General features: G+C 65.8%; 10 protein-coding genes. 7 read left to right on the top strand and 3 right to left on the bottom strand.

Translation table 11 applies throughout. From position 1 onward, the window contains the following. Window positions 1-7: 7 nt before the first annotated feature. Together F5544_RS39520 and F5544_RS39515 are read right to left on the bottom strand one after the other, a co-directional pair. On the bottom strand, window positions 8-1,681 hold the full coding sequence (locus tag F5544_RS39520; RefSeq protein ID WP_167477873.1) for an Hsp70 family protein: 1,674 nt from the start codon (window positions 1,679-1,681) through the stop codon (window positions 8-10). Then, entirely contained in the window at window positions 1,678-2,655 is a 978-nt protein-coding gene (locus tag F5544_RS39515) for a LysR family transcriptional regulator (RefSeq protein ID WP_238847536.1), read from the bottom strand. Before F5544_RS39515 ends, F5544_RS39520 begins: the two co-directional genes overlap by 4 nt. Window positions 2,656-3,156: 501 nt before the next feature. Here F5544_RS39515 and F5544_RS39510 point away from each other — a divergent pair. The 4 genes from F5544_RS39510 (at window position 3,157) to leuS (ending at window position 8,771) form a co-directional block, all read left to right on the top strand. Beyond that, the gene (locus F5544_RS39510; protein WP_167477871.1) at window positions 3,157-3,594 is read left to right on the top strand and encodes a hypothetical protein; all 438 of its coding nucleotides are present in this window, start codon (window positions 3,157-3,159) and stop codon (window positions 3,592-3,594) included. Window positions 3,595-3,597: 3 nt separating this feature from the next. Continuing rightward, complete coding sequence (locus tag F5544_RS39505) at window positions 3,598-4,773, top strand: alkane 1-monooxygenase (protein WP_167477870.1); 1,176 nt, start codon at window positions 3,598-3,600, stop codon at window positions 4,771-4,773. A 67-nt stretch (window positions 4,774-4,840) separates the two neighbouring features. Continuing rightward, on the top strand, window positions 4,841-6,049 hold the full coding sequence (locus F5544_RS39500) for a lipase family protein (protein WP_238846901.1): 1,209 nt from the start codon (window positions 4,841-4,843) through the stop codon (window positions 6,047-6,049). 226 nt (window positions 6,050-6,275) lie between these two features. Beyond that, window positions 6,276-8,771, top strand: a complete 2,496-nt coding sequence (gene leuS / locus F5544_RS39495; RefSeq protein ID WP_167477869.1) for a leucine--tRNA ligase — start codon at window positions 6,276-6,278, stop codon at window positions 8,769-8,771. Between the two features lie 45 nt (window positions 8,772-8,816). Here leuS and F5544_RS39490 read toward each other — a convergent pair whose 3' ends face one another. Further along, window positions 8,817-9,152 carry a hypothetical protein gene (locus F5544_RS39490; RefSeq protein WP_167477868.1) on the bottom strand — a complete coding sequence of 112 codons (336 nt, stop codon included), beginning with the start codon at window positions 9,150-9,152 and terminating at the stop codon, window positions 8,817-8,819. Window positions 9,153-9,574: 422 nt separating this feature from the next. Here F5544_RS39490 and F5544_RS39485 point away from each other — a divergent pair, with 422 nt between their 5' ends. The 3 genes from F5544_RS39485 to F5544_RS39475 are packed head-to-tail and all read left to right on the top strand — an operon-like array spanning window position 9,575 to window position 13,007. Further along, the gene (locus F5544_RS39485) at window positions 9,575-10,618 is read left to right on the top strand and encodes a helix-turn-helix domain-containing protein (RefSeq protein ID WP_167477867.1); all 1,044 of its coding nucleotides are present in this window, start codon (window positions 9,575-9,577) and stop codon (window positions 10,616-10,618) included. Continuing rightward, window positions 10,615-12,060 carry a pyridoxal phosphate-dependent aminotransferase gene (locus F5544_RS39480; protein ID WP_167477866.1) on the top strand — a complete coding sequence of 482 codons (1,446 nt, stop codon included), beginning with the start codon at window positions 10,615-10,617 and terminating at the stop codon, window positions 12,058-12,060. The genes F5544_RS39485 and F5544_RS39480 overlap by 4 nt, the downstream gene beginning before the upstream one ends. Continuing rightward, the gene (locus tag F5544_RS39475) at window positions 12,057-13,007 is read left to right on the top strand and encodes a hypothetical protein (protein ID WP_167477865.1); all 951 of its coding nucleotides are present in this window, start codon (window positions 12,057-12,059) and stop codon (window positions 13,005-13,007) included. The genes F5544_RS39480 and F5544_RS39475 overlap by 4 nt, the downstream gene beginning before the upstream one ends. The last annotated feature ends 15 nt before the right edge of the window (window positions 13,008-13,022 follow it).

Raw genomic sequence — 13,022 nt, 5'->3', positions numbered from 1 at the left:
TTCGATCTCAGCGGATCGAAGGGTGGGATGGACTGCCGGGGTGCGACGGGCTCTCCGGATGGTTCGGTGCCGCCGGATGCGCCGGGCCGCTCGCCGGTCCGGGATCCGCGGTTGCGCCACCGGGTGTTGTCCTGCCACTCGAAGTGCCGCTTGGGGTGTCGCCACCCGATGAGCTGGCGGGGCCGCCGGATGTTCCGGTGGCCGCGGGGCCGTTCGACGGGGCGGGCGCGGGGGAGCCGGAAGCGACCGCGTCGCCCGGCGTCGCGGGGAGGGTGAATGGCTGTGGCTGGCCGGATTGGTTTGTGGCCGTTGGAGTTTCGCTGGCCGATGGTTCCGGTGTGCCGGTGGGCGGGACCGCGGTACCGGTCGGCTGCGAGTTGTCTTGGCCCGCAGTGGCATCCGGCCACGAATAGCCGGGGACGAACTGTCCCGGGTTCACGGGCTGGTATGGCACCGCGACCGAATGCCGCGACGGTTTCGGGCTGTCGTCGGACGGCGGATCGTCGGACTGTGTGGGGTCGGGCGATCGCGGTGTCGCGACGGGCGCCGAATCAGCTGTCTCCGGGGGTGTAAAAGCCTGCGGGAGCGGCATATTCGGGGTCGATGCGAGGTGCTTGGGATGTTCGACGAATGCGCTGGGCAGGTCGGGAAGACGATCGATGGTCGGGGCCGGTGACCATGGATAGTCGCCGGGCGGGGCAGGCAGCGCGGCCAGCATCAGTGCCGCCACCGACAGCGATGCGGCGCCGGATACCAGGGCGGGCCACGGTCGTTGCCGCGGCGCGGAGGTGTCGGATCGGCCGATGCGGGTGGCGTACCAGGCGGCCCCCGTCGCGACGCATTGGCCGGGATCGGCCGCCTGCACCACGGGCCGGCCGAGTTCGGCCATCACCGCCGCGACCTCCGGCGGCCGAACCGCACCACCCGCCAACAGGATTCGATCGATATCGGCCATGGACAGACCGGCGGCGCGCACCTGATCGCGAACCAGGTCGATGCTGTCGCGGATGTGGCGGGCCCGCAGCTCGCCGAAGTCGACGAGCGTCGACGGCAGCCGGGTATCGGAGGCGTCGGCGAAGGTGCGTCGCGCGATGGCCGAACCGAGCGGCCTGCCGCCGAAACCGTAGGAGCGCAACGTTTCACCGACGATCGCATGGTCGTCCGGGCCCGCACCGATCCGCACCACGGTGATATCGAGACTGTTCGCGCCGAGGTCATAGACCAGCACGAAACCCTTTGTCAGGGAACCATTTTCGTGTTCGAGCCAGGCGACCGCGGCCATCGGTTCCGGCAGCAGTCGCACCGCACCCGCGTCGGCCAGGTCGAGTGCCTGCCGCAGCAGCTCCACCTGCTTGTCCGAGTAGCAGCCGGGATAGGTCAGGACGGTTTGTCTGCCCGGCACGCATTCGGATAGGTTTTGCACCACGGCCGCAACGAGATTCGCGGCCGACCAGATCCGCCCGCCGACGACCACCGGTTCGGGATCACCCGACAGATCGGCGAAATCCGTTACCGCCGTACCGGATCGGCCGCCACCGGGGTGTACCGTACCGGCGCGATCGATTGTGACGCCGCTGCGGCGGGTGAACACCGATGGGCGCCCGCCGCGGACCGCGGCCGCCACCGAATTCACCGTCCCGATACTCAGGCCGACACCTGCCGCGACTTTTTCGGTGTTCATTCCGCATCCTGTAATACTGGCCGGGCCGGAACCGGGTTTCGACGCGGTACCCGGAATGCGACCGAGCGCCGGATTTCCAGCAGCCCGGCCGCGCCGAATTTCCGGACCACATCCGAATTGGTAATGATTTCCAGGAATTTCTCGACGTGCAGCGACATATCACGGGCGTGCACGATCAATTCTCGTTTGATCGTCCGCGGCAGGCGCACCGTCGACAGCAGCCGGGACGATCCGTGCAGCGACATCTTCGGTACCAGCGCGACGCCGACGCCGTGTTCGACCATGCTCAGCGCGGCGGTGACATCCGGCGCCGTCACCGCATAGCGAATATTCACTCCGGCCCGCTCGGATTCCCGGGCGATGATGCCGGTGAGATCGGAATCCGAACCGCAGCGGATCCAGGGCGCCTCGGCCAGCCGATCCCACGAACCGTCGAATTTGCTTTCCTGACTGTGGTGGCAGGCGACGACCAGTTCCTCCTCGCCGAACGAGTAGACGAACCGCGCGGCGGAGCGCCCGAGTGGTCCGACGGCGATATCGAGGGCGCCGTTGTCCAGCGACGAGTAGAGCTCGCGGATATTGGTGTACGAGCGGACCTCGATATTCTCGGTGCTGCGGTCGGCGCGCATGCGGTAGATCAGCGGCGGCAGCAACTTGTTGGCGATGGTCGGCGTCGTCCCGATGGTCATCACGCCATCGCTGAACGTTTGCCCTATGGTCAGGGCGCGGTCGACGGTGGCGACGACATCGGTGGCCTGCGCGAAGAACTCGGTGCCGAATTTGGTCAGCGTCGAGCGCCGCGACTGCGGATCGAACAGCTTTCTGCCCAATAACCCTTCCAGGGCGTCGAGTTGCTGCGACATCGCTGACGGAGTAACCCCGAATTTCCTGGCAGCGGCGGAAAGGGAACCGAGCTGCACGGTGTTAACGAAATAGTCGAATTGGCGTAGTGTTATGGCATTGGTGGTCGACATAGAATATTCAGACATCGGTAACCTTTGATGCGAGCCGACGGCTCGGGTGGCCGCGCCTGAACTACCGTCACTGAATATTCAGTCGGCGCACTGAAAATTCAGTGAATACTCGGTAGGATGGGTCGTGGCAAGCGTCGAGCGGCGCGGACCGTGCAAAATACTGGGATTCACTGGGTTTATGTTGCGTTCATCCGCGAATCGGCTCTCGCGAGCCTTTTCAATAAAGCTTTTCGAGATGCCGCTCTGTTTGTGCGCCGATGATATCCGTTTGATCACAGTTACGTCAATCTGAAAGTAATCGAGGCACTGTGACCTGGGTCATATTGTAGCCTCAACTGAATTAACCCGAACCTACGGTAGCGTAATGCCGCGCGAAAGCCGCTTAACAAGCTTGAAGTTGCCCTTATTCTGCTGGTCATCGGGTATATCGAACCGTTACCTTCGCTTTCGAAAATTCGGCCTATGCGGCGAATCATCGACAGTCTCGAAGGAACGCAGCTCATGGGTAAACACAACACAATTCGCCGGCCGGCCGCGCCGGTGGGCATGGTCGTGGTGTCCACGGCCGCCCTGCTCGCTGCCGCCATCGGTATCGGCGATCGGGCCATCCAGACCAATAGGGTTGCGGCGCCGCCGGTTTCCGGAATCGATCGACCACATGCCAGCAGTCTGTCGTCGGCGTTGCCGCGGACCGCTGACCAGCCGGGTGTCACGCAGGCATTGCCCGATACCGTGGCGCCGGAACCACCGCCGCCGGCCGACGATCCGATGGGAACGCTGCGGCATCGGCATGCCCGCGTCATCGTGCAGCAGGTGGCCCAGCAGGACGACAATCCGCCGCCCGCGCCGAAACCGTTATTACCAGGTCCGCTCGGTGTCATATTCGGTCAGCTGATATCCGCGCTGAATCTGAATCCCGGAAGTGTGGCGGCCGGATAACACATGTGGACGTTCGGAGTACGTAAGAAGGTACGCGATCCCAAGCGTTACCTGTGGGTTTTGGGTCTCATCGCGCCGATGAGCGCGCTGCTGCCGTCGCAGTTGGTGTTGCGGACGGGCCTTACGGTGTTCTGGTGGATCGGCCCGATCATCATTTTCGTCATCATTCCGGTGCTGGACTGGGTGGTGGGTGAGGACGGTAACAATCCGCGCGACGAGGATTACGAGTTGCTGTCCAACGACCGGTATTACCGGTGGTGCACCTATATGTTCTTGCCGGTCCAGGTGATCGGGCTGCTCATCGCCTGCGCCATGTGGGCCGGTGACGATCTGCGGTTGATCGACAAGCTGGGGCTGGCGGCGACGCTGGGTTTCGTGAGCGGTATCGGGATCAACGCCGCGCACGAATTGGGGCATCGGGTAGAGCATTTGGAGCGATGGCTGGCGAAAATCGCGCTGGCGCAGTCGGGTTACGGTCATTTCTTCGTCGAGCACAATCGCGGTCATCATGTGCGAGTGGCGACGCCGGACGATCCGGCGAGTGCACGGTTGGGTGAATCGCTGTGGGAGTTCTTGCCGCGCAGCGTGATCGGCGGCTTCCGTTCCGCGATCGAGCTGGAGCGGACGCGCCTGCGCCGGAAGGACCTCGGTTGGTGGAGCATCCAGAACCACATCCTGCAGGCGTGGTCGATGACACTGGTGTTGTTCGGCGGGCTGATCGCGGTATTCGGTTGGCGTATCTTGCCGTATCTGTTGCTGCAGGCCGTGCTCGGCGCCGGTCTGCTGGAGACGGTGAATTACGTCGAGCACTACGGGCTGTTGCGTCGGCGCAAACGCAACGGCAAGTGGGCGAGGTGCTCGCCGCGGGACAGCTGGAACAGCGACCGGCTGGTCACCAATATCTTCCTGTTCCATCTGCAGCGGCACAGCGATCATCACGCCAATCCGGGCCGTCGCTATCAGACGCTGCGCAGTTCCCAAGAGTCCCCGCAACTTCCGGCGGGTTACGCGACCATGATCCTCTTCGCCATGGTCCCGCCGGTGTGGCGGTACGTCATGGATCGGCGCCTGATGGCACACCTCGGCGGCGATGTGACCAAGGCGAATATCCAGCCGCGCAAGCGAGCCAGGATCCTCGCCGCGCACGGGCTCGACGACGAGCTCCGTACCGCGGCGTGATTCCACCGAAAGTTGCAGTACCGCAAGTAGATCGATGCAGCCCCCGACCGGCAACGGAGCAACGATAATGAAATACCTTGCAGGACAACGATTGAGGCGGCTCTACTGGCAAGTCAGCAGTGTACTTGCCGCCCTCTCGATCGGCCTGTCGTCGGCGAGTCCGGCCCAGGCCGCGACGATATACCCGGCCGCGGATCCGGATCCGTTCTATGCGGCCCCGGCCGATATCGGAAATTACCGGGCCGGAGATGTGGTGCGCAGCAGGCAGATTCCGGCTCCCGGATTCCTCGGCGCTACCGCATGGCAACTGCTGTACCGGTCGACGAATTCCGCGGGCGAGCCGATCGGCGCCGTCACCACGCTGCTGTTGCCGCTCGGCGGGGGCGGCAACCGGCCGCTGGTGGCGTATCAGCCGTTCATCAATTCGCTCGGCCTGCAGTGTGCGCCGTCGCACGGACTGTTCACCGGCGAGGTGAAGGAGGCGCCTGCGCTGAACCTGCTGCTGGCGCGTGGTTGGGCGGTGTCCGTCGCCGACCACCTCGGGCCGGACAGCGCCTACGGCGCCGCCAAGATGAGCGGCCGGATCGTGCTCGACGGCGTGCGCGCGTCGAAGCGGTTCGCACCCGCGGGATTGACGGACAGCCCGGTCGGGTTGGCCGGCTATTCCGGCGGCGGCATGGCGACCGGTTTCGCCGCCGCGCTCGCCCCGGAGTACGCGCCGGAACTGCCCATCGTCGGTGTCGCCGAGGGCGGGGTTCCGGTGAATATCGGCAAGCTCGCGCTGGAGCTGAGCGGGCAGCCGAACGTGCTGTTCGGTCTGGGTTTCGCCGGGGCGGTCGGGCTGGAACGGGAGTATCCGAAGGAAATGGCGCTGGACGGTTGGTTGAATCCGGCCGGTGAACAGCTGCGCGGCCGGATCGCCAACGCCTGCACCGAGGAAATCGTCGCGTCGGCGGCGAACAAGCGGTTCAGTGATTACTTCAGCGGCACTCCCGACGACGTCAACACCGCCCAGATCCGGATACTGCACGAGAACAGCCTGGAAACCTTCAACGGTGTGCCGCGGGTGCCGCTATACCAGTGGCACGGCTCCGCGGATGTGGTGAGTCCGCAATTGGCGAGGGAGGTGGCGCAGCGGTACTGCCGCGCCGGGACCCCGGTGCTGTTCGAGATGCTGCCCGGCGCCGATCACGGCACCGCGATGCTCAACGCGCCCAAGGGCATTGCCTACCTGGCCGACCGGTTCGACGGCAGACCGGCGCCCAGTAACTGCTGAACCGAACCGGGCACGATACGCATCTGGTGTCGCATTCGGAATCAGATGTGTTGTTCTGCACCAGCTTTCCCGTGTGGTCGGGCTAGAGCGGGTGGGCCGCGGTGGCCAATATACGATCGCAATCGGCCGTCGACCCTGGCATTCTGGGGTCGACGGCGGTTTGCGGGTGTGTCACCGCACCCATTTACCCCTATTCGATTTCGACCACAGCGAGTGAAGCCTGACGATGACCTCTTCCGTTGACGATTCGAGCGACGAGACCTTCGACCCGACAACCACCGTAGACCGGTGGCTCCGGTCGTGGGATCTACTCGGATCCTTCGAGGTCTCACGGTTACTCGGCGACGGCGCGCCCGCCGAGCGCCGGTATATCGTCAGCATGTTTCCCTACCCGTCGGGCGACCTGCACATGGGTCACGCGGAGGTCTACGCGATCAGCGACGCGATGGCCCGATTCGCCCGGATGTCCGGTGCGGATACGCTTTTCCCGGTCGGCTGGGACTCGTTCGGCCTGCCCGCCGAGAACGCGGCGTTCAAACGCGAACTCGATCCGCGGGATTGGACCTACCGGAATATCGCGACACAGGCGGAATCCTTTCGGCGGCTCGGCATTTCGTTCGATTGGCGGACCCGGCTGCATACGAGCGATCCGGAGTACTACCGCTGGAATCAGTGGCTGTTCCTGCGCATGTACGAGCGCGGGCTGGCCTACCGCGCCGACGCGACGGTGAACTGGTGTCCCACCGATCAGACCGTCCTGGCCAATGAGCAGGTGATCCAGGGCCGGTGCGAGCGGTGCGGGGCGCAGGTGCGCAAGCGCGCGCTCACCCAGTGGTTCTTCCGGATCACCGAATACGCGCAGCGACTGCTCGACGATATGGCCCAGCTGGAGGGGGCATGGCCGTCGGAAGTCCTGACCATGCAGCGCAATTGGATCGGCAGATCCGAGGGCGCGCATATCGATTTCGCCATCGATGGCCGCTCCGCTCCGGTCCGTGTCTTCACCACCAGGCCCGATACCATTTACGGTGCAACGGTTTTCGTCGTCGCCTGCGATGCGCCGCTGGCGGCCGAACTGTGCGCGCCCGACCGGTCGACAGACCTGATCATCTATCGGGACTCCGTCGCCGCCGCGACGGAGATCGAGCGACTGTCCACCGACCGGCCGAAGACCGGTGTGTTCCTCGGCACCTATGCGGTGAATCCGCTGAGCGGCGAACGCATTCCGGTATACGCAGCCGATTACGTGCTGGCCGGATACGGCACCGGGGCGATCATGGCCGTGCCCGCGCACGATCAGCGCGACCTCGATTTCGCGCTGGCACTGGGACTTCCGGTGCGCACCGTGATCGAAACGGGCGCGGCGGATCCGGCCAGGACCGGCGTCGCGGCCGACGGCGTCGGTGTGCTGGTCGATTCGGGCCGGTTCACCGGTGCGCACAGCGTCGCCGCGCAGGCCGAGATCGTCGCCGAACTGGCCGAGCGTGGCCGCGGCGCCCCAACAGTCACCTACCGGCTGCACGACTGGCTGCTGTCCCGCCAAAGATATTGGGGCACACCCATTCCCATCATCCACTGCGATACCTGCGGCGAGGTCGCGGTGCCGGACGAGCAGCTGCCCGTCCGGCTGCCGGAGACCGGCTATCAGCTGCGGCCGGAGGGCGGGCGCTCACCGCTGGCCAGCGCGACGGACTGGGCCGAGGTGGCCTGCCCACGCTGCGGCGCCCCGGCCCGTCGCGATACCGACACGATGGACACCTTCGTCGACTCCTCCTGGTATTTCCTGCGCTATCCGAATCCGGATTACGCCGATGGACCGTTCGATCCGGCCGGCATCGCGCGCTGGCTGCCGGTGGACGAATACATCGGCGGCAAGGAGCATGCGACCGGTCACCTGCTGTATGCCCGGTTCCTGACCAAGGTGCTGCACGACGCCGGAATGCTGCCGTTCACCGAGCCGTTCACCAGGTTGACCAATCAGGGCCAGGTGCTGATGGACGGTAAGGCGATGAGCAAGAGCCTCGGCAATCTGGTGAACCTGCAGGAGCAGATCGAGCTGTACGGCCCCGACGCGGTGCGGGTCACCATGATCTTCGCCGGACCGCCCGAGGACGATATCGACTGGGCCGACCTGGCACCGCAGGGCGCGGTCAAATGGCTGGCCCGGGTGTATCGGCTGGCCGACGAAATCGGCCGTGCCGCAGGCACTTCCGTGGAAACGGTGGGCTCGTCGGCGGTGCGCAGATCGGTGCACGAGGTGATCGCCAAGGCCACCGAGCTGATGGCGGCCAAGCGGCTCAACGTCACCATCGCGCAACTGATGCAGCTGACGAACCTGCTGCGCAAGGCCGTCGACAGCGGTCCGGGCGCGGGCGATCCGGCCATCCGCGAGGGCGCGGAGGCGCTGGTCCGGATGACCTCGTGCTTCGCGCCCTTCACCGCCGAGGAGGCGTGGCAGCGGCTCGGCCATCGGCCATCGGTTTCCGATTCCGGTTGGCCGGTCACGGATTTCGCCTTGATCACCGCCGAAACCACGGTCTGCGTCTTTCAGGTCGACGGCAAGGTTCGCGGCCGGGTGGAGGTGCCGACCGGCATCGACGACGAATCGCTGCGCAGGCTCGCTCTTTCCGCGCCGGGCGTCACCAATGCCCTTGCGGGACGGGCGGTTTCCAATGTGATCGTGCGCGCACCGAAGCTGGTGAACGTGGTCTCCGGTCGCTGAGTGCGGAGCCGGGCGACGCCGACCCCGCAGCGGCGCCACCCGGCTTCACGCGGCGGTGAATAGCCGGGGGGCGCCGGACAGCGGCTGCTGCCGGTCGCGCTCGAGGATGCGGGCGTAGAGCCGCAGCAGGGCCTCGGCGAGTTCCATGCCGAGGTCTGCGGCCCTGATCGCGGCGAGTTCCATTGCGAGCAGCGGATCTTCGGGATCGGGATCGCTCAGCGTCTCGTCGAGGACCATGCCGCTGATCGCGCGCTCGCGGGAAAGCGGGATGTCCGGGAGCCAGCTGAGGATCCAGTGGCCACCGTCGGCGGTCGGCACGAAGCGCGCGCTTTCCGGGGTGATGTCGCTGGTGATCAACCAGTCGGTCAACGCTAGTGCCATGACACCTCCTCGTATCCGGCCACCGTCCGAACGCGGGGTGCGGCGGGTAAGCCGGTCCGGTGCCGGGGTGGCGCTGACACCAATGCTATTGATCGCCACTTCGGCGTGTCAATTAAGCCTTAGTGATATCTCAGGATATGAAAAAATCCAAAAAGATATTGTTTAAGCAAGATTCGGGCTCGATGTCGGCAAAATCGCTCGGAAACAGCAGGATTGGCCACGCACAGGCCGAGCCGAGACGGGAACGAGCCGCCGGGATCATCGGGTCGGCTCCCGAGGGGCGCGAACTATCCGGATCTCAGCCATCATTCGGGAAACCCACAGTGCTCCGAACGGCAACCCTTGACACATCGTGACTATGATGACGACCGGATGACACACGATGAGCACGGCAACCCCATGCGCAGGACGGGAGACGTGGAATGGCTGGTTCGAGCGCGGGCCGCGAGGAGGTCGGTGAACTGGTCCGCAGGCTCCGCACGGAACGCGGGCTCACCCAGGCGGCGCTCGCGAAGAAGTCCGATTGTTCGCGCAGCCTGATCCAGCAGATCGAGAACGGTACCCGGATACCCCCGCTACCGCTGCGTGAACGGTTGAGCCTGGCGCTCGGCGCGGAGTTGCCCGCGCTCGACGATTCGAATTCGAGCGGCGGCACCGGCGGGTACCACGACCTCCGGATGCGTTTCAACGTATTGCTCGGCAAGGACCCTGAACTCGTCGATCGGGCGCTCGGCATCGCACAGAGCCTGATCGATGCCGCGAGCGTCAAGGAGGAGATCGAGCCGCTGCGCATGATCGCGGCTCGGCAGCTGGAGCGGGCGGAGGAGATCATCACCCAGATTCCGTCGCGCAGCGCCACCGTATGGGAGTGGAATACGGTGAGCGACTGGTTGATCATCCTCGAGCAGGCGAGGCGCTCGGTCCGCGCGATCCACACCGCGGACCTCGGCACCATCGGTGGCGATGTCGGCGACGACTATCACGAGGCGATTCTGCGCCTGGCCGACAAATCGCATCCGCCCAAGATCGATGTGCGTCGGATGTACGTGCTCGACACCATCGACGACGTCTGGCCCTATGACGAAAGACTATGGCGGCAAACCAGATCCGGGGTGGAGAGCGTGCTGGTCAAGCGGGAGCACGCGCGCAACGCGCAGAGCATGCTCGTCGTCGACGAACAGTATGTCGCGGTCGGTGAGTACGACTATTCGCGGCAGGCCCGGGTGGCGACCCGCTTCTCGGCGCTGAAGCACGATGTCGCGTTCGCGGTGCGCCGCTTCGAGAAGCTCTACGCGCTGAAGCTGGCCGGATCGGCCATCGTGGTCAACGATGTGGTCGCCGATCCGGAACTGGCCGGATACGAGCGGCTCGCCGACTGCCGTGACCGGTTCCGCGCGGCATTGGAACGGCGCTGGCTGGATATGCCCGCGCCGGGGGAGTCTCCCGTCGAAGGCAATAGGTCGTGACGAGCGCGCTGACCGATATCGAGCCGTGGCGGCGCGAGGTGGGTCTCGCGACCGTCGCGAAACGTTCCGAGGCGCGAAAACGTCTGGTGCGCAAGCAATTAGGTGCTGATGCGCAGTTCGCCGGAACTGAGGGCCGCTGGTACTCGGGCGTGCTCGACGCCTACCACGGCGAAACCGGGCTGCCGCTGCACCCGGACGCCGCCGCCGCGCTCGACCGGGCCTGGCGAGAGCTGATGTCCATGCGGGATCCGGGCGTCACGCCCGAGTACGCGGACGAATATCGCGATGGCGCGCTCTACGACAAGCGGCAACCGCTGATTCTGCGAGAGTTGGCCGCGCGCAGGCTGTTCGGTAGGTTGGCCGCGCCGGATATCACGGTTCCCGGTATCGCGGTGCATCCGGATGAGGTCATCGTCTGCCCGTACTCGAGCACCATGCTGCTCGAGGAGGCGGTGGCGACGCTGGCCCGGCCCGGCGGCGTAATCGTCTGCCCGGAGGGGTTTTACAAGAGTTCCAGCATTCACGTCGAGAAGTTCGGGCTGCGCGTCGTTTCCTGTCCGGTCGCGCCGGATCATGCGTTCAAGATCGATCCGGAGCTGCTGGCGCGCTGCCTGGGCGACTTCGCGAGCCGCGGCGAGCTGTGCGGTGTGCTGCTGACGTTGCCGGGAAATCCAGTGGTGGTGGACTATTCGGCGGATGAGTTGGCCCGGATCGCCCAGGTGCTGCTCGACAGCGGTGCGCCGATCATCTGCGATATGGCCTTCGATGCCATGGTGGCACGGCACATCCCCATCGCCGCGCTGGCGCTGCCGGGCGGTAGACTGTACGACCGGGTCTTGACGGTCACCGGAAATTCCAAGGGCTACAACGCATTCGGTCCATGTAAGCTGGGCGCCGCCTGCTCCGGTGACGCCGAATGGCTGGCCAGGATCCGCGACCGGCTCACCATCTCGTTCCAGCGTGAGTCGATCCACCTGGCGCGGGCGATCGTCGAGCACACGCCGGAGGCGTATTTCGCGCACAATCGCACGCTGATGCGCCGCCAGCTCGACCGTGCGCGTAGGCATATCGATGCGATCAATGTCCGCGTCGGCGCGAAGGTCTTGCGGCCGCTGGGAAGTTCGCAGGGGATGTTCCGCACCATCGCGTTCACCGACGACCTGCTCGCCGCGGCGGGCGTCGAATCCAGTGCGCAACTGGAGGATCTGCTGCTGGCCGCGGCGGGCGTGGACAGTGTCGCGCTGGACCGCACCGGATCGGCGCGGCTCGGTGTCCGGCTCAATGTGCTCGCACCGCGCAAGGCGCCGGGCCAGGAGTCGCCGGACCTGCTCGACGAACTGTTCGACCGGTTGACGCGGCTGATCCTGGACATCCGCGCGGGCGACACCTACCGCGATGTGCTGCTGCGCCTGGGTCTGCTCGAAACCGTTGTCGCGCAATGATTGCCGGGGTAGTACGGGAAACCGCGAAGGCGGAGCGGCGGGTGGCGCTCACCCCGGACGGCGTGCGGCGGCTGGTGGCGGCGGGCCATCGGCTCATGGTCGAACACGATGCGGGCCACGGTGTGGAAATAGCCGATGCCGAATATCGCGCCGCCGGTGCGGATCTCGTCGACCGGGCCGAGCTGTACGGCGTGTCCGATCTGGTGGCGTGGGTGAAACCGCCCGCATATCAACTGGATTCGCTGGTCCGTCCGCATATGACGCTGGTCGGATTCCAGGATCCGATCCACCGCGCGGCGCGGATCGACGAATTGCGCGCTCGCGGTGTCACATCCGTCGGTTTCGAGGCCGTGGCGCACGACCGCCCCGATATCGACGCGCTCTCGGCGATGAGCCGAATTGCCGGGGAAATCGCGTACGGGCAAGCGCGACAATTGGTTTCGGTATCGGGGCCGATACGCGCGCTGATCATCGGCTGCGGGCAGGCCGGGCTGTCCGCGATCGGCACGGCGGTGCGCTCCGGCGATGCCGCGGTCGCCGTCGGCAACCGGCCGGAGCAGGCCGACGCGGCGATCCGCCTGGGCGCGAAGCGTTTTCTCGCCAACCCGGACGGCGATCCGGAGGTGCTGCGGCGCCAACTCGCGGCCGAGCCGCCCGACCTTGTCTTCTGCGCCGCGGTGCACCGGGGTTCGAGGGGACCCGTCCTCCTCGACGCCGCGACGCTCGACACGATGGCCGCCGGGACCGTAATCGTCGATCTGGTAGGCAAATCCGGTGGCAACTGCGTGGCCACCGTGCCGGACCGCACCGTCACCCTGCCGAACGGGGTGATCGTCACCCATCGTTCGAATTATCCGGCCGATCGCCCGTCGGCGGCGAGCGCCGCGTACAGCGCCGCGATGGCCGCCATGATTCTGGAACTCGATCGGCGCGCGGCAACCGAATAATGTCCGGATTGACTT

The organism is Nocardia arthritidis, from assembly GCF_011801145.1.
Classification (GTDB): domain Bacteria; phylum Actinomycetota; class Actinomycetes; order Mycobacteriales; family Mycobacteriaceae; genus Nocardia; species Nocardia arthritidis_A.
Note: the sequence above shows the minus strand (reverse complement) of the source record. Positions and strands in the feature narration are given on the sequence as shown.